Genomic DNA, 16,594 nt, shown 5'->3' with positions numbered 1-16,594 from the left:
CGGGTTTATATTATTTTATGCTGTAGTTCTTTTGTTTTTTCAGTATCCCTCAATTTTCAAATCTCAATTCACAAATCTCAAATCTCAATACTCAATACTCAAATCTCAATACTCAATACTCAAATCTCAATACTAACTAAACAGCAAATTCTTTTTTAAGCTTATTCAATCCGCTGGCAATACTTGCATCAAATTGTTTATCACCAACTTTTAAAATAAAGCCACCAATAAGTTTCTCATCAACTTTTTCGTTAATAATAACTTGTTTAGCGCCTAATTCTTTTTTAACAATGGCAATAACTTCCTCTTTGGCTGTAGCACTTAAAACCGTTGCAGAAATTACATCAGCAGTAACAATACCATTAATTTTATTATACTGCTCCACAAATTGTTTTGCAGTAGCAAATAATATAGCCGAACGACCTTTACTTACCACAATTTTAAAATAAGCAATCGTTAACTTACTTACTTTATCAGCAAAAATACCATTTAAAATACCAGTCTTTTTATCTAAAGGTACAATTGGGTTTTTTAATATCGCTTCTAGTTCAGGAGTTTCATCAACTGCCTTTTCAAATAAAACCATATCATTAAAAGTAGATTCTAAAGCGTTGTTTTCAACGGCTAAATCTATTAATGATTTGGCATACCTGCTTGCAACTTTAATTTCTGACATATTTTGAGTTGTAAGTTGTAAGTGATAAGTTGTAAGTTATAATTGCGGTTAACCCTAAACTATAGCCCAATACTTAAAACTTAAAACGTAATACTTATAACCTAGTTTAATTCAACGCCTTTTAACAAGTCGGCTACTAAAACTTCTTGTTTAGCTTTATCATCTAATTGATTACGTAAAACACGTTCCGCAATTTCTAACGATAATGTAGAAACCTGACCTTTAACTTCAGCTAAAGCAACTTTCTTTTGGTTTTCGATTTCGATTTTAGCTTTTTCAATCAGTTTAGCACCTTCAACCTGAGCTTGTTTTTTAGCCTCGTTTAAAATGCTGTCTTTTAATGTTTTAGCTTCTTTCAAAATTTCATCGCGTTCAGCACGTGCTTGTTGCATTAAATCTTGATTCTGACTTGTTAAACGAGCCATCTCTTGTTTTGCTAACTCAGCTTTGTTCAAAGCATCATCAATACTTTGCTCACGCTCGTGGATAGCATTCATAATCGGTTTCCAGGCAAACTTACCTAATAGAAAAACCAATAGTAAAAATGCAATGGTATTCCATACCAACAAGCCAATTTCAGGAACTAATAAATCCATCTTATATAATTAATATTCTTTTAACAACGTAATTTAAACAAGAACCTTCGCGGCAATCCCGAAAAGGTTCTTGTAGAGTTTTTCTTTGATTATTTTGCAATCAAAGAAACTACTACTGCGAATAAAGCAACCGCCTCGATAAAGGCTGCAGCGATAAGCATAGCAGTTTGAATTTTTGAAGCGGCTTCTGGTTGACGAGCAATAGATTCCATTGCAGATCCACCAATTTTACCGATACCTAATCCAGCGCCTATTGCAGCTAAGCCTGCGCCGATTGCAGCTAATGTTCCAGTCATTTTCTGATTTATTTATATTAATTTAACAATAATGTTCTTAATGGTGTTCTTCTACAGCCATACCAATAAATAAGGCCGAAAGAATGGTAAATATAAACGCCTGGATAAACGCAACCAAAAATTCAATTAAGCCGATAAATACAGCAAAGAAAATTGAAGCCGGAGCAATCCAAAGCGAGTTAAAAATAAAAATTAAGCATAATAAAGACATTACCAAGATGTGACCAGCAGTAATGTTTGCAAATAACCTGATTGCAAGAGCGATTGGCTTTGTGAAAATACCAAAAATCTCAACAGGAATCATTAATGGCTTTAGCCACCAAGGCACAGGAGGATTAAGGATGTGCCCCCAATAGTATTTGTTACCTTTAAAAGTGATGATTAAAAATGTACAGGCAGCTAAAACAACCGTTAAAGCAATATTACCTGTTACGTTAGCGCCTCCCGGGAAGAAAGGAACTAAACCTAAAATGTTGTTTAACCAGATAAAGAAAAACACAGATAGTAAGTAAGGCATGAAAGCTGCATACTTATGACCTAAGTTTGGTCTGGCAATATCATCACGAACAAATAAAATGATTGGCTCTAAGAAAGACTGCATACCTTTTGGAGATTTGCCTTGTCTTTTTTTGTATGATGAAGCAACTATTGTAAACACAATTACCAATATTATTACTGATAAAAGCATACTGAAAACGTTTTTAGTAATAGAAAAATCCAGCGGACGAGCATTGGTTACAACTTCAGCGCCATCTTTAACTTCGTGAGAAACAAAAGCGCCATGTTCATTTGCAGTTGCATTGGCATAATAAATTTTATTATGTGCCATTGCAAAACGTTGTCCATTTTTTTCAACAACCTGAGTGCCATCATCATTAAATTTGAAATCTGATGAACTAAAAGTTACTAAACCGCTGTTTGTCCAAAGAATAATTGGTAAATGTAAATGGAAACCATGGTCTCCGTGACCAAAAAGTGTAAAATAGTGGCTATCGCTAATGTGGTGAAAAATGAAAGAAGTGATATCAAAACCTTTTTCTTTTTCTTCATGCGCTTCGCTGTGATTTACAACAGCGCCAGCTTCTTGAGTAGGTGCTACAGCAGTATCTACAGGTAAAGAAGCTACACTATCAACTTGAGCGAAAGTATTATTTTTGATAGATAAAAACGCCGTTAAAAGCGTAAAAACAACAATTACCTTAACAACTTTCGACATAAAAACTTGGTTAAAATCCATTTATTGGCAGTTTTTTACTTTAAATTTTGGTGGCGCAAGTTACGTAACAAACAGTACATTTCAAAGGCTGTAAACAATAAATAAACAGAAAAAAAATTAACAACAAAGAGAAGCCCGTTTTCCTTTGTATTTATACTGTAAATCAGCACAAAAGCCATACAAAAAATCATCTTCAAAATAACAGAGCCTAAAATTGCCATTACTCCCGCTTCGGGATTTCTGTTTATACCTACGTATGCTAAAAAATATGCGATGTATGTAATGCCTGCAATGAAGCCAAAAATTAGCCAAAAGCTACCAACCAGAATTTGCAGTCCGGGAAAAACTAATGGTAAGGCAACAGCAAAACCAATTAGTAAGCCAACAAGAATAAAATAATAACTGGTAAATTTGGTTAGGGTCAATTTCTGATAGATATTTTCTTGATTATTAAACTTCTGCAAAGATAAGATTTTTAAAACCAAGTCGCTACATTATGTAAACATTCAAAAAAGAAACGAAAATGAGTGGATATATAGTTAAGAATATCAGGTAATCCTGACAATTTGAGATGGTTGATTACGCAGAATCAGTATTAAAGAAGATAAATTATGGCTTTGTAACTTGTTTTATGGCCTGATATAAACCTAAAATAACCCCAACTAAAGCAAAGATTGCAGTAATAATATTTGATTCATTTTTCTGATATTCATCAATTTTATAACCAATAAAGGTTAATAAGCCAATTGTTGCAATCATTTGAAAACCAATGGCAGAATATTTTGCCATCCCGCTATACTTCTTTCCGTTATTCTCGTCTTTAGGTTTATCCATCGGTTTAATATAATAAATAATTAACTTTGAGTAATTAAATCTATTGCTAAGTAAAATAATTTTACTTACATTTTGTTATTGTATATATTAAAAAAGCAATCAATAATACTTGAAAAAATATACCTTAAAAACTTTATCTCCCATCCTTTTATTCATAAGCTTATTATTCGTCTTTGGTTGTGTAGCCAATAAGAATACAGGCCTAGATCGTAAGATGCAAAACCTTACGGCAAGATATAACTATATATATAATTCAAATGTTTTACTAACTGAGTATAACGAAAGCTTATTACAAAGTTATGCAGATAATTACGAGCAAATTCTTCCTGTTTATTTAGATCCCGAGCCTCAGGTAAATCTGGTTTTAACTCCAGGAATGGAGAATAAACAATTAGATGAAGTTATTTTTAAAGGACAGGCAATTATTAATGAGAAAAGCTTTAGTAATTATATCGACGATGCATACATGTTACTTGGCCGTGCCAATTACCTGAAAGGGAATTATTTTATTTCATCAGAATATTTTGATTACGTAGCAAAAACCTACAATAGTAATTTGAAAGCTTTTGTAATGGCTATGAACTGGAAGGCAAGAAGCCAGATGCAGTTAAATAACATGGCTTTCGCCGATAAAATTTTAGACACCATGCTTCGCTCTGCAGATAATTTGAAAAAAGACATCGCCGAGCCATTGGCTACAACAGCACAAATGCGCATTTATCAAAAAAGAAACAAAGAAGCTATTTTACTTTTAGAAAATGCAATCAGGCTTGCTGATGAAAAGCAGCTTAGGATTAGATGGCAATACATTCTTGCACAGCTACAGGAGAAGGAAAAAGACTATCAAAATGCTTTTATCAATTTTACAAAAGTAGAAAACAGCAATGCGCCTTTCGAGATGTATTTCCACGCAAATTTAAATCGCATTAAACTTAGGGCAATAATAAGTGGCTATAAAATTAATGAGGAGCAAGCCTTGCTAACTTTATTAAAGGATGATAAAAACTTCGATTATACAGATCAAATCTATTATCAGGTTGGCGAACTTTTCTCAACCGAAGGTAATTATTTGAAAGCGGAAGAAAATTACCAAAAATCGATACAGAAAAGCACTAAAAACCAGAATCAAAAAGCTTTATCTTACTTAAGAGTTGCAGATTTAAATTTTAAAGAGTTTAAAAATTACATCAGAGCAAAATTATATTATGATAGTGCGGTAACTATTTTGCCAAAAAGTTTCTCTGATTACGATAACATCGTTAAAAAAGCAAATAACTTACAGTATTTAGCAGATAGATTTAACCTAATTTCTAAAGAAGATACAGCTCAATTCATAGCTCGTTTGCCCGAAGCTGAGCGTGCTGCTAAGGTACAAGATTATTTACGTCCAAAGGTAGATGTTTCTATACCAGTAAGCTCTACAGGCAATGAACTCCTAAACAATATTGCTATGCCTAATCAATCGTTAAATTCAAATTTATCAAATGGTGCGGGCAATACTTTTTACTTTAATAATAGTACAGCAATAAGTAATGGCTTTGCTGATTTTAAAAAGCGCTGGGGTAACCGACAATTAGAAGATAACTGGCGACAAAGCGTGCGTTCTTCTGCTCAGGATAATAACCAGATTTTAGCCGGTGGAAATGTGGCATTAGGAAATAATCCATCTTTAGTACAAAATGCGCAGACAGATAATTCTCAAACTTCAATTGAGAAAAAATTTTTAGATAATTTACCCTTAACACCTCAACTTTTACAAGCATCGAATCAAAAAATCATCGATGCCTATTTCGAGATAGCTAGTTTTTATCAACAAGAGTTGAATGATGTAGCAGAAGCCAATAAGATTTACCTTGAATTACTGAAGAGATATCCAGAAAACAATCATTTGGATGCTATTTACTACAGTTTATACTTAAATTATAAAGATTCAGATCCAGCTAAGTCGAACGATTATAAGCAACAGGTGCTGAGTAAATTTCCTCAATCAAATTTTGCAAAAATAATTATCGATCCTGCCTATTCTTCAAAACAAGATCAGTTAGAAAACACCATTAATGAACAGTACAATAATGTTTTTGAAAATTATGCCCGAAAAGATTACAGCAATGTGATTAAACAGGTAAATGAAAATCTTCTTGCTTATCCCAATAGTGGCTTAGCACCACAATATGCCTATTTAAAAGCAATTGCAGTTGGCAGAACATCGAAAGTGGATGCTTTATTAAATGAATTTAATTCGATTACTGCATTATATCCTAATGATTTAATCATTGTGCCGTTGGTTAGGGATCATTTAAAATATATTGAGGCAAATATTGAAGCTTTTAAACTGCGTCCGGTGGCATTGGTAGATTTCGACTCTAATGAACCTCGCTTTGTTACACAAGCGCCAAATGCAGAAAGCAAGCCTAAACCAATAGAAAACATTAATGCTGCAGCAGATAATAAACCAGCTCCAATAACGGTAAAACAGCCTGAAGCGGTTGCGGCAAATAAACCTGCAGAAAACAAACCAAGCAGCATTTTTAGTGTTGCTACATCAAATACTTATTATTATGTGATAGATGTTTCGGATGCATCCTTAACTTTGAGCTCTTCCAGATTTGGAATTGGCCAATTTAACAGAGGTAATTACCCGGATAATGATTTGGCCCATAAATTGGTGGAGTTAGATGAGAACCAACTAATTTACGTAACAAGCTTTGTAGATATGGAAGATGCCAAGATTTATGAAGAAAGTATAAAAGGGCAGTTGAAAAATATAATGAAAGTGCCAGTTACAAAATACAGAAGCTTTATTATAAGTAAAGAGAATTTCGATAAACTCACAAGTAAGAATAGTATTGACGAATATATTGAGTTTTACAAAAACAATTATTAGTGCATGAATTAATAAACGTTAATTTCTTTAATGTTTAAAGGTTCAGAACAACAAAAACAACATTACACGAATGAAAAAATCTATTTCAGAAGCTGATATTAAAAGGTATAATTTAAGGATATGGAAAATTGTAATTGGTGGAATTGCAATCTTTGCCATCTTTATCTCTATGCTTGGCTTCGGTCTTTTCGGAACTTTGCCTTCATTTAGAGATATTGAACACCCAAAAAGCAATCAGGCCTCAGAAATTATTGCAGATGATGGCAGACCTTTAGGAACATATTTTGTTCAAAACCGCTCAAATGTTAGCTATAAAGATATTTCCCCGAATGTAATTAATAGCTTAATTGCAACAGAAGATACTCGTTTTAAAGATCACTCAGGTATAGATTTTCAAAGAACATTTACCATAATAGGCTACAATTTAATTGGTAAAAAGCAAGGCGGCAGTACAATTACGCAGCAGCTGGCCTTAAATTTATTTTCTGAGGAAGGCAGGGAAAGAAATTTCTTTAAAAGGGTAATGCAAAAATTTAAAGAATGGGTTGTGGCGGTTAAGTTAGAGCGCAACTACACCAAAGAAGAGATTATTACCATGTACTTAAATACAGTAGATTTTGGCAACCAGGCTTATGGTATTAAGTCGGCAGCGAGAGTTTACTTTAATACAACACCAGATAAATTAAGCATTACCGAAGCAGCAACATTAGTTGGTATGCAGAAAGGTATTACCATGTATTCTCCTACCCGCAATCCGGAGCGATCAAGAGGTCGTAGAAATACAGTAATGGCCATGATGGTGAAGTCTGATTATATGACTCAAACCCAGTTTGATATCGAGAAAGAAAAACCACTTGGTTTACGTTTTAATGCTGCAACTGTTAATGATGGTATTGCGCCATATTTTAGATCGGTACTTAAAGCAGATATTAAAAATATTTTCGAGGAACAAGGTATCACTAAACCTGATGGTTCATCGTATGATTTAGACCGTGATGGATTGAAAATCTACACAACATTAAACTACGATATGCAGGAATATGCCGAAGCTGCTCAAAGAGAATACATGAAAACGCTTCAGGCACAGTTTATTAACAGCTGGAAAGGAAGAAATCCTTTTAAAGACAAAGCCTTACAAATTGAACAGGGCATTAAACGTTCTGACCGTTATAAGGCTGCCAAACTTGATGGTAAAACCGATGAAGAAATTAAAACAGAATTTAACACACCTACAGAATTAACCATTTTCACCTGGAAAGGTAATGTTGATACTACTATGAAGCCTATAGATTCTGTTCGTTATTATAAAATGCTTTTGCGCAATGCGATGATGAGTATGGACCCATCAACAGGATATGTAAAAGCCTGGGTTGGCGGTATAAACTATGAGCATTTTAAATATGACCAGGTAAAAATGGGAACCAGACAAGTTGGTTCAACAGCTAAACCATTTACTTATGCTGTAGCCGTTGAAAATGGTTTTTCACCATGCTTAACCGTTCCAAATGTTCCGGTTACTATTGATGGTTATGGCGACCCATGGACACCAAAATCTTCAGGAAAACCTTTAGCGGGTTCTATAACATTACAAAAAGCACTGGCCTTTTCTCAGAATTATGTTACGGCATATTTAATGAAGCAGGTTGGGCCGGTTGCGGTATCAACTTTAGCCACTAAAATGGGTATTCCAGATGTTCCGGCTTATCCCTCAATTGCTTTGGGTACTTTTGATTCATCAATTTATAACATGGTTGGGGCTTATGGCGCTTTCGCCAATAAAGGCGTTTACACGAAACCAGTTTATTTATTAAGAATTGAAGATAAAAATGGCGTGGTGTTATTTTCTCAGAAACCAATACCTAAACCAATTATGAGCGAAGAAGTGGCCTATGTGATGACCAGAATGCTTAAAGGTGTAGTAACAGGTGGAACGGGGTCAAGATTAAATTACAAATACCACGTTAATGCACCAATAGGTGGCAAAACCGGCACAACGCAGAATAACTCTGATGGTTGGTTTATGGCAATTACGCCGCAATTGGTTACCGGGGTTTGGACAGGTTGCGAAGACCGTGCTTTTCACTTTATAAGTACCAACCTTGGTGAAGGTGCAAATACGGCTTTACCAATTTTTGCAGGCTTTATTAAACGTGTTTACGCCAATCCGAAGCTGAAGATTAGCCACGCAGATTTTGAAGCACCGAAATCCGGTGTTTCCATTGTGTTTGACTGTAACCAATACCAACAGCAAGAAGAAGGCACTACAGAGCTTGACGAAAGATTAGGCTTCTAGGTTTTGCGTGAAGGATAGCAGCGTAAAAGCCCGCAAACCCGATTTAAGCTCTGCCTAAAATTTTTAAAAGGTCTGCTTTCTTGTTTCACAGGTTTTATCGGGTGCGGACTTGAAGCGAATAGCCTGACCCCTTGCGCAGCTTGGGGGCACGCCCAAAATTTTATTAAAGCACATTACAAAATCCCATAAAAATATTAATGAGCAGTTTCGACCATAAAACAGCACTAACGGCAATACCCCACAAACCTGGGGTGTATCAATACTGGGATGCTGAAGGGAAGCTGATGTATATTGGCAAGGCCAAAGATTTAAGAAATCGCGTTGGATCTTACTTTAATACCGATAAAAGCCAGTTTAACGGTAAAACTAGAGTGCTGGTTTCTCGCATCAGGAAGATAACTTTTACCATTGTTGATACAGAAATTGATGCCTGGTTACTCGAAAATAGCTTAATTAAAAAGCATCAGCCAAAGTTTAATATTAACTTAAAGGACGATAAAACCTACCCCTGGATAATTGTAAAAAATGAGCACTTCCCTCGTATATATTGGACCAGAAAAGTTATAAAAGACGGTTCAACTTATTTTGGACCTTATGGCTCGATTGGTATGATGCATACCATACTCGACTTAATTAAGGAAACCTACACTTTACGTACCTGTAATTTACCTTTAAACGAGAAAAATATTGCTGAAGGAAAGTTTAAAGTTTGCCTGGAGTATCAGATTGGAAACTGTAAAGGACCTTGCCAGGCATTACAAAGTGAAGCCGACTATGATAAAAATATTGGCGAGATTAAAGAAATTTTAAACGGTAAAATCGTTAATGTTATCCGCGATGTTAAAGGTGTAATAAAAAAAGCATCAGAAGAATTAAACTTTGAACAGGCACATCAATACGCCAGAAGATTAGAAGTATTAGAAAAATACCAAAGTAAATCTACGGTTGTTAATAGCGCTATAACCAATGTTGATGTAGTGAGTATTGCATCGGATGAGCGTTATGCTTTTGTGAATTACCTAAAAGTGATGAATGGTACAATCATTCAAACGCAAACCATAGAGGTTAAAAAACAATTGGATGAAAGTGATGATGAGATTTTAACATTAGCGATGCTAGATTTTAGAACCAAATTTAACAGTACATCTAAAGAAATTATTGTACCCTTTGAGCTTTCTTTAGAAGATGATAATCTAAAATTCACCGTTCCGAAATTAGGTGAGAAAAAGAAACTACTCGAACTTTCTCAAAAAAACGTACTATTCTTTAAAAAGGAAAAATTAAATCAATACGAAAAACTTAACCCAGATTTAAGGGTTGATCGCATTTTAACCACAATGCAAAAGGATTTGCGTTTAACGCAATTACCTCGTCATATAGAATGTTTTGATAACTCTAACTTTCAAGGTAAGTATCCGGTTTCGGCAATTGTGGTTTTTAAAGATGCAAAACCTTCTAAAAAAGATTACCGCCACTTTAATGTTAAAACCGTTGAAGGTCCGAATGATTTTGCAACCATGGAAGAAGCCGTTTTTAGGCGCTATAGACGCATGTTAGAAGAAGACCAGCCTCTACCTCAACTTATCATTATTGACGGTGGTAAAGGGCAGCTATCATCGGCAGTTAAAAGTTTAAAAAACTTGGGTATTTACAACAAGGTTACTGTTATTGGCATTGCTAAAAGATTAGAAGAGTTATTTTATCCCGGCGATTCATATCCGCTTTATTTGGATAAAAAATCTGAAACTCTGAAAATTATTCAACAGTTACGAGATGAAGCCCACCGTTTTGGAATTACCTTCCACAGAAAAAAACGCGATCAAGGCACATTAAAGACAGAACTGGATCAAATTGAAGGCATTGGAAAAACTACCGCTAATAAATTACTGAAGCATTTCAAATCTGTAAAGAAGATACGAGAAGCTACAGAGAAAGAACTTTCGGAAGTTTTGAACAAAAAACAAACGGTAACACTTTTAGAATATTTTAAGGAAGCGTAAAGCACCTTAAATTTTATCAATAGCGAAAAGGCAAGAAGTAACCATATTTAAGATTGTTCATGCCTTGCAATAAGAATAGGCCAAAAAAAAGGCTTCGATGTTGAGTCGAAGCCTTTTGCTTTTTTAGTATTCCCAAAGTCCTTGCTCGTAATCAAGAACAGCTTTTTTAATTCTTTCAGATTCCATCAATCTTTCTCTTGGGTCTGAAATAATATCCCTCAGTTTATTATCACCCGGGTTAGATTCTTTAACAATATAACTGCTAAATAATCTGCGGATAAAAAAATCATCGAAACTCAAGGTTGATGCATCGTTATTGGTATTTATCAATCGTTTGTGAGCGATAATCGGTCTTAACTCATCGTAACTTACCCAAAATACCGGCTGCCAAACTTTAGAAATTTCATTGAATTTTAAAGGCGCTATACCAACAATACGAGGTTCGAAAATTCCGCGTTTTGTATCAAAAATCCAATCCTCTTTAACTCTAAACTTTAAGAATGATTCAGGATTGAAATCATTAACAACAGTAGTTACTGTACCTGTTTTATTGTTAGAAACCTCTGATGTTCCAAGCGCATTTCTTGCAGCAGAATCTGCACTTAAAGGCATATGAAAGGCATCATCTTCGTTTAAAACACTATCAATTGGCGCATAGGCTGTTAATTCTTCTGCCTTGATTGAAGCAATTAAAACATCAATTAATCTAGATTTAGGTGATTTTAAAACTGAATTCACCGTATCTCTTAAATCAATCTCTCTCCAGATACGTTTTGCATAAAAAACATCCTCTTCACGCACATCTGCAAAAGGTACCATTTCCGTACTATCAATATCTTTACGGGCATAGAAACCATCTTTTGGTGGCACCTTAAGTTTCTTTTTAACTGAAACTTTTTTGGTTGAATCTACAGGAGTAACAACATTACTCGTTGATTGCTGCACCGGCGCCTTTTTCTTTAAAGGCGTTTGAGCGTAAACTAAACCTGTTGATAAAACTAAAACCGCAAAGCTTATAATCCTTTTCATCGTTTTATTATTTAACGTTAAATGAAACCGAAGGCAAAATTTTCTGACGGCCATCTGGTCCCTGAGATACAATATCATCAAAGAAAACTTTTGAGCCCGGTGTTATTGCATTCATCGCACTTTTAACAGCACCAGCAAAATTACCGCCGCTACCTGCTATCGTAACCGCTTCAGAGCGTGGTTTAATTACTGTTATTTTATATCTTAAAATTTTAAAAGAAACATCAAATGGGAAATCATCCAAATCTGCTTCAATTTCTGTTTCACTTTTTAATTGTACTGAAGAAACATCTCCACCAATTCTACCACCAACTTTTGCAATTGGAGCAGGAATAGCTTTAACTCTAAATTTTTGAGAGCCTAAGCTTACCGTTTTACCTGCATTTGATGCGGTAACATTTATTGAAACTTCTGAACCAACCAGCGAACCACTTGCAAGTACGTTATACTTACCAGCACCAACTTTACTCATAGATGCACCTGATGCACTAGCATTAACACTTTCTAATGGAAAACCTGCAGCAGATACAGAGAACGGATTCGGAATACCTGCATAAATTACATTCATTTTATCTGATGAAACGCTTGCAGAAGGTTTTGCAACCTGATATGTTTGTTCAGGTGTTTTGTATTCTTTAATCTGACCATCAGTTTGGCGCACACGGATTGTTCCAACCCACTTGAAAACACCTACACTACCAGTACCACCAGTGTAAGTTCCCTTACCTTCTTTTACATTCAGCTTACCGCCACCAACGCTAATATCAGGGTTCGATCTTGAATCGCTTGCAGTTAAAAATACCTCTGCAGTGTAGGGCTGACCTTGAATAACATAAGAAGTTGGCGCAACTGCAACAGCCGCAAACTTATCAATGTTAACAATAGCCTTATCCATATTTCCGAATAACTTTTTTACCACTTCAGCTTCAGCGTTTTTAGTATCTGTTTGAAGTTTAGTTAAAATGGTCATTGCAGCAGTTAATGGCGTACCTTCACCAAAAAGTGTTTCTTCCCAGTTTCCTTTTCTTTTTCTAGCCGGATCTTTAGCCTCTAAAGAAAACGTAACCGAGGCTCTATCCTGTGCATCGAGCAAAGAAATTAATTTCTCGCGGGTTGCATTAATTTTATCCTTAAGTTTTGCGCCTTCTTTTTGATTTATCATGATACTTGGAGAAATATCCTGATTATCTCTGTTGGTTAAATCACCAGTTTCGGGATTTATACCATCGCCGGCAACTGTAAATTTCTTCTTAATACTTTCGATGTAATTGTTCAAATCATCAGCCGCTGCTTTTGCCTGTTTAGCTTTATCATAAATAGGTTGCGCTCTTGCTGGTTCTTCCTTTAATTTTGAATTTTCGAAAGATGAAAAAAGTTGTTCAATACTTGTATTAACATTATTTTTTGAAGTATCTAAACTATCGTTGATGTTTTTGAAGGCATCTAATATTGTGTCTGATACGTTAAGGGCAAGCATAGCCAACAATACCAAATACATGATATTGATCATCCGCTGCCTCGTTGTTTCTTTTCCGCCTGCCATTTCTTATGTAGCTTTTCTAATTAAGTTAAAATTAAAATAATTAAACTCTTGGGCTGTTCATAGCCGAAAGCATGTTACCATAAATGGCATTAAGTGATGATAAGTTCTTAGCCAACTTATTTACTTCTTCTTTAAACTGTTTCGAATCTTCCATCGATTCGTTAAAGTTTTGCATGGTAAGTGATAAGTTTGAATAGAATTTGTTCATCGATTTTAAGTGTGCAGAAGAATCTTGTAACTCTAATTCGTAAACTGCGTTTAAAGCAGATAAGTTTTTAGCTAAGTTGTTAACCTGATCGTGATAAGCCTGAGCATTAACACTATTATCGCCCATAGCTTTTAAATTAGCGGTAGCCTTTTCAAAAGAAACGCTTAAATTATCAAATCCTGCAGAAGCAGTTTTTACTTTACTTGTAAATTCGTTTGTTGCAGTAGAAGCATCAGCTACATTTGAAATAGCCGCTACTTTATCGCCAAATGTGCGTAAACCGTTACCTAAGCTTTCAATTAATTCAGGACCAACCTTTGCATCAGCTAACATTTTATCTAAAGCTGCTGACGTTGGAGCAGAAACTGCTACCGCTTGTGGTCTAGCTGAAGCAACAGGCAACTCTCCTTTAAAATCTTCCCTCAATTCCGGATAAACTCTTTCCCATGCTGGTTCTGGTTCTGGCGGGAAAAATCCGGTTAAAAAGAACAATAAAGCCTCAATACCTAAGCCTGCACCAATCATATAGTTACCCAATATTCCGCCCAGGTGCAATATTTTAAATAATGCTCCGATAATTACAACACTTGCTCCCCATGAAATCGCTACGTGTAACCAACTTGGTTGTTTCTTTGCTGCCATAAAAAATTTCTTAAAATGTTTTTCTTTAGTTTTTAGTTTGTTTGAATTGTTAGTTACGATTTCTTAAATCTGTACCATATAATGATGATACACATCTGAAACCTATGTAAGATCTTTGTTGGTCTTGATATTCATAAGTTGATACCGCATTCTGTAAGAAATAGCCTGTATCTTTCCATGATCCACCTTTAACCACTTTACGTTTTAAATATTTGCTATCTTCTTTTCCGGCAACATAAGTAAAGTTAGGGCTTAAATCATGTAAAAGTGGCGCCGCTGATTTGTTATAAGCGGTTTGTGTCCACTCGGCCACATTACCAGCCATATTATACAAACCGTAATCATTAGGGAAATAAGAACGAACACCGACTGTATAAATACCACCATCGCTAGAGTAATCTCCACGACCAGGTTTAAAGTTAGCCTGTAAGCATCCTTTAGTATTTCTGATGTATGGACCGCCCCATGGATATTTAGTTTTTGTATTACCACCCCTTGCTGCATATTCAAATTCAGATTCTGATGGCAACCTGTAATCTGCTCTTGCATTAGCAGGCATCTTTCTGGCAGAAGCTACGCCTTGGTATAATTGTGTACGCCAATGTGCAAAAGCTTGTGTTTGCTCCCAGCTAACACCTGTAACCGGATAATCGTCATAAGATGGATGGTTAAAATAACCTCTAACCATTGGATCATTTTGCGAATATGAATAATCTGTTTTCCAAACCATTGTATCCGGATAAACCGCAATGGTATACCTATCAATATAATCCTGACGCTTGCTGTTAGGATCTTTATGTCCAATAGCAGCTTTATCAAAATTTAATATGCCGTAAGCGTATTCAAGTTTGCGAACATCAATTTCCTTTTTACCTGGTAAAGCATCTAAGCCAGAATAGTACATATTATCCAGCTGACTTGCATTAGCAGCATTCGCACCTTTCCCTTTACCGCTCCAAATGCCCGAGCCATTACCGACCTTTTTCCAATCAATATATTTTTCACCGCCCAATGCATTAGCTGCTGCACCTTTTTGAGTCATCATATATTGTTGCGGATAACCCATTGCAACAATAGCAATCGAATCGCGAACCCATTTAGTAAATTGGCGATACTCAGCATTAGAAATTTCAGTTTGATCCATAAAGAAAGCAGGAATGGTAGTCATTCTGCTTGGTCCGGCTTGAGAGAAGGTAATATCCTCATCAGAACCACCAAGTGGTGTATGCCCTGGTGGAATATAAACCATACCTAATGGAATTCTTTGATTCTTAAATTTACGGTTGTAAGAGCCAACAAGCTCACCTTGGCCACCATGACCACAGCTAGCAAGCAATACTGTCACAGCCAATATAGACAGAAGGTAAATTTTCTTCATATTTTTTTATAGTGTAAAAACACAATTAGGAATTGTATCAAAAATCATTTAAATAAATAATAAAAGCAAGAAATTTACACGAAACCTCATTAATATGGGTATAAGAACAGTTTTTCAAACGTCTCAGACCTAATATTTCCGTTACAAACAAGACGTTATCCTGCTATAACTCAAAAAGTTGCGGTTTATTATTACTAATTAAAAAAATATAGGGATTATTTTTTATTTATTCGAAACTTTGATGTAATTCTCAATGGCCATTGTCATTGAAGGTACTCCAGGAGTTGGCGCAGCAATATCAACAACTAAACCCATATCGGTTACAGCTTTGCTCGTATTTACTCCAAACGCGGCAATACGGGTATTGTTCTGTTTAAAGTTGGGAAAATTTTTGAATAGGGATTGAATACTAGATGGGCTAAAAAATGCAATTACGTCATAAAAAACCTCAGCAAGGTCAGATAGGTCGCTCACCACAGTTCTAAATAAAACAGCAGGTGTAAAATCATAACCGCTTTTCTCCAGAAATTTCATCGTATCTTCAGTTGCTACATCAGAACAAGGATACAAAAATTTCTCGTTAGCATGCTTTTTTAAAACTTCTGCTAAATCTGCAGCAGTTTGCTTACCAAAAAAGATTTTACGTTTACGGTATTGGATGTACTTTTGAAGATATAAAGCAATTGTTTCAGATAAGCAGAAATATTTAAGTTCGGCAGGAACATCATAACGCATTTCTTCACAAATTCTGAAAAAATGATCTGCGGCATTCCTGCTTGTGAAAATTACAGCTGTAAAATCCGCAAGGTTAATCTTATCCTTTCTGAAATCTCTTGCAGGCACGCCTTCAACGTGAATAAAGGACCTAAAATCGACTTTTAAATTATGCTTTTTAGCCAAATCATAGTAAGGAGATTTTTCAGTTTCAGGTTTCGGTAGAGTAACTAAAATACTTTTTACTTTACGGATTCTAGAGTCGTTGTTTTCTTGCATTTTCCT

At 35.2% G+C, this 16,594-nt stretch carries 14 protein-coding genes; 3 read left to right on the top strand and 11 right to left on the bottom strand.

What is annotated here, in order from left to right; all coding sequences use genetic code 11:
- Nucleotides 1–136 precede the first annotated feature (136 nt).
- The 6 genes from atpH to LUA90_RS07800 all read right to left on the bottom strand — a co-directional run bounded on the left by atpH (nt 137) and on the right by LUA90_RS07800 (nt 3,618).
- The gene (gene atpH / locus LUA90_RS07825; RefSeq protein ID WP_231459032.1) at nt 137–676 is read right to left on the bottom strand and encodes an ATP synthase F1 subunit delta; all 540 of its coding nucleotides are present in this window, start codon (nt 674–676) and stop codon (nt 137–139) included.
- A gap of 101 nt (nt 677–777) precedes the next feature.
- Complete coding sequence (locus LUA90_RS07820) at nt 778–1,272, bottom strand: F0F1 ATP synthase subunit B (protein WP_231459031.1); 495 nt, start codon at nt 1,270–1,272, stop codon at nt 778–780.
- Between the two features lie 89 nt (nt 1,273–1,361).
- The gene (gene atpE, locus LUA90_RS07815; RefSeq protein ID WP_010601523.1) at nt 1,362–1,568 is read right to left on the bottom strand and encodes an ATP synthase F0 subunit C; all 207 of its coding nucleotides are present in this window, start codon (nt 1,566–1,568) and stop codon (nt 1,362–1,364) included.
- A 37-nt stretch (nt 1,569–1,605) separates the two neighbouring features.
- Nucleotides 1,606–2,805, bottom strand: coding sequence for a F0F1 ATP synthase subunit A (atpB, locus tag LUA90_RS07810; protein WP_231459030.1), 1,200 nt, complete (start codon nt 2,803–2,805; stop codon nt 1,606–1,608).
- Nucleotides 2,806–2,819: 14 nt separating this feature from the next.
- Nucleotides 2,820–3,248 (bottom strand): hypothetical protein, encoded by a 429-nt coding sequence (locus LUA90_RS07805; RefSeq protein ID WP_231459029.1) that lies wholly within the window; start codon nt 3,246–3,248, stop codon nt 2,820–2,822.
- Between the two features lie 145 nt (nt 3,249–3,393).
- A complete protein-coding gene (locus tag LUA90_RS07800; protein WP_231459028.1) occupies nt 3,394–3,618 on the bottom strand; it encodes an AtpZ/AtpI family protein in 225 nt (74 codons plus the stop codon).
- Nucleotides 3,619–3,832: 214 nt separating this feature from the next.
- Here LUA90_RS07800 and LUA90_RS07795 point away from each other — a divergent pair, with 214 nt between their 5' ends.
- From LUA90_RS07795 to uvrC, 3 genes are all read left to right on the top strand, one after another.
- A complete protein-coding gene (locus LUA90_RS07795) occupies nt 3,833–6,502 on the top strand; it encodes a gliding motility protein (RefSeq protein WP_231459027.1) in 2,670 nt (889 codons plus the stop codon).
- A 70-nt stretch (nt 6,503–6,572) separates the two neighbouring features.
- Nucleotides 6,573–8,795: a transglycosylase domain-containing protein gene (locus tag LUA90_RS07790; protein WP_231459026.1), complete on the top strand. Its 2,223-nt coding sequence runs from the start codon at nt 6,573–6,575 to the stop codon at nt 8,793–8,795.
- Between the two features lie 197 nt (nt 8,796–8,992).
- Nucleotides 8,993–10,795 carry an excinuclease ABC subunit UvrC gene (gene uvrC / locus LUA90_RS07785; RefSeq protein WP_231490688.1) on the top strand — a complete coding sequence of 601 codons (1,803 nt, stop codon included), beginning with the start codon at nt 8,993–8,995 and terminating at the stop codon, nt 10,793–10,795.
- 123 nt (nt 10,796–10,918) lie between these two features.
- Here the strand turns inward: uvrC and gldN are convergent, their stop codons facing one another.
- From gldN to LUA90_RS07760, 5 genes are all read right to left on the bottom strand, one after another.
- On the bottom strand, nt 10,919–11,824 hold the full coding sequence (gene gldN, locus LUA90_RS07780) for a gliding motility protein GldN (protein ID WP_231459024.1): 906 nt from the start codon (nt 11,822–11,824) through the stop codon (nt 10,919–10,921).
- 7 nt (nt 11,825–11,831) lie between these two features.
- Entirely contained in the window at nt 11,832–13,367 is a 1,536-nt protein-coding gene (gene gldM / locus LUA90_RS07775) for a gliding motility protein GldM (RefSeq protein ID WP_231459023.1), read from the bottom strand.
- Nucleotides 13,368–13,407: 40 nt separating this feature from the next.
- A complete protein-coding gene (gene gldL, locus LUA90_RS07770; RefSeq protein ID WP_231459022.1) occupies nt 13,408–14,217 on the bottom strand; it encodes a gliding motility protein GldL in 810 nt (269 codons plus the stop codon).
- A gap of 49 nt (nt 14,218–14,266) precedes the next feature.
- Entirely contained in the window at nt 14,267–15,595 is a 1,329-nt protein-coding gene (locus LUA90_RS07765) for an SUMF1/EgtB/PvdO family nonheme iron enzyme (protein WP_231459021.1), read from the bottom strand.
- Nucleotides 15,596–15,817: 222 nt separating this feature from the next.
- A complete protein-coding gene (locus LUA90_RS07760) occupies nt 15,818–16,588 on the bottom strand; it encodes a uroporphyrinogen-III synthase (RefSeq protein ID WP_231459020.1) in 771 nt (256 codons plus the stop codon).
- Between the last annotated feature and the right edge of the window lie 6 nt (nt 16,589–16,594).

The sequence above is a fragment of the Pedobacter sp. Leaf170 genome (assembly GCF_920984665.1).
Taxonomy (GTDB): domain Bacteria; phylum Bacteroidota; class Bacteroidia; order Sphingobacteriales; family Sphingobacteriaceae; genus Pedobacter.
This window is presented reverse-complemented; position numbering and strand designations above follow the sequence as displayed.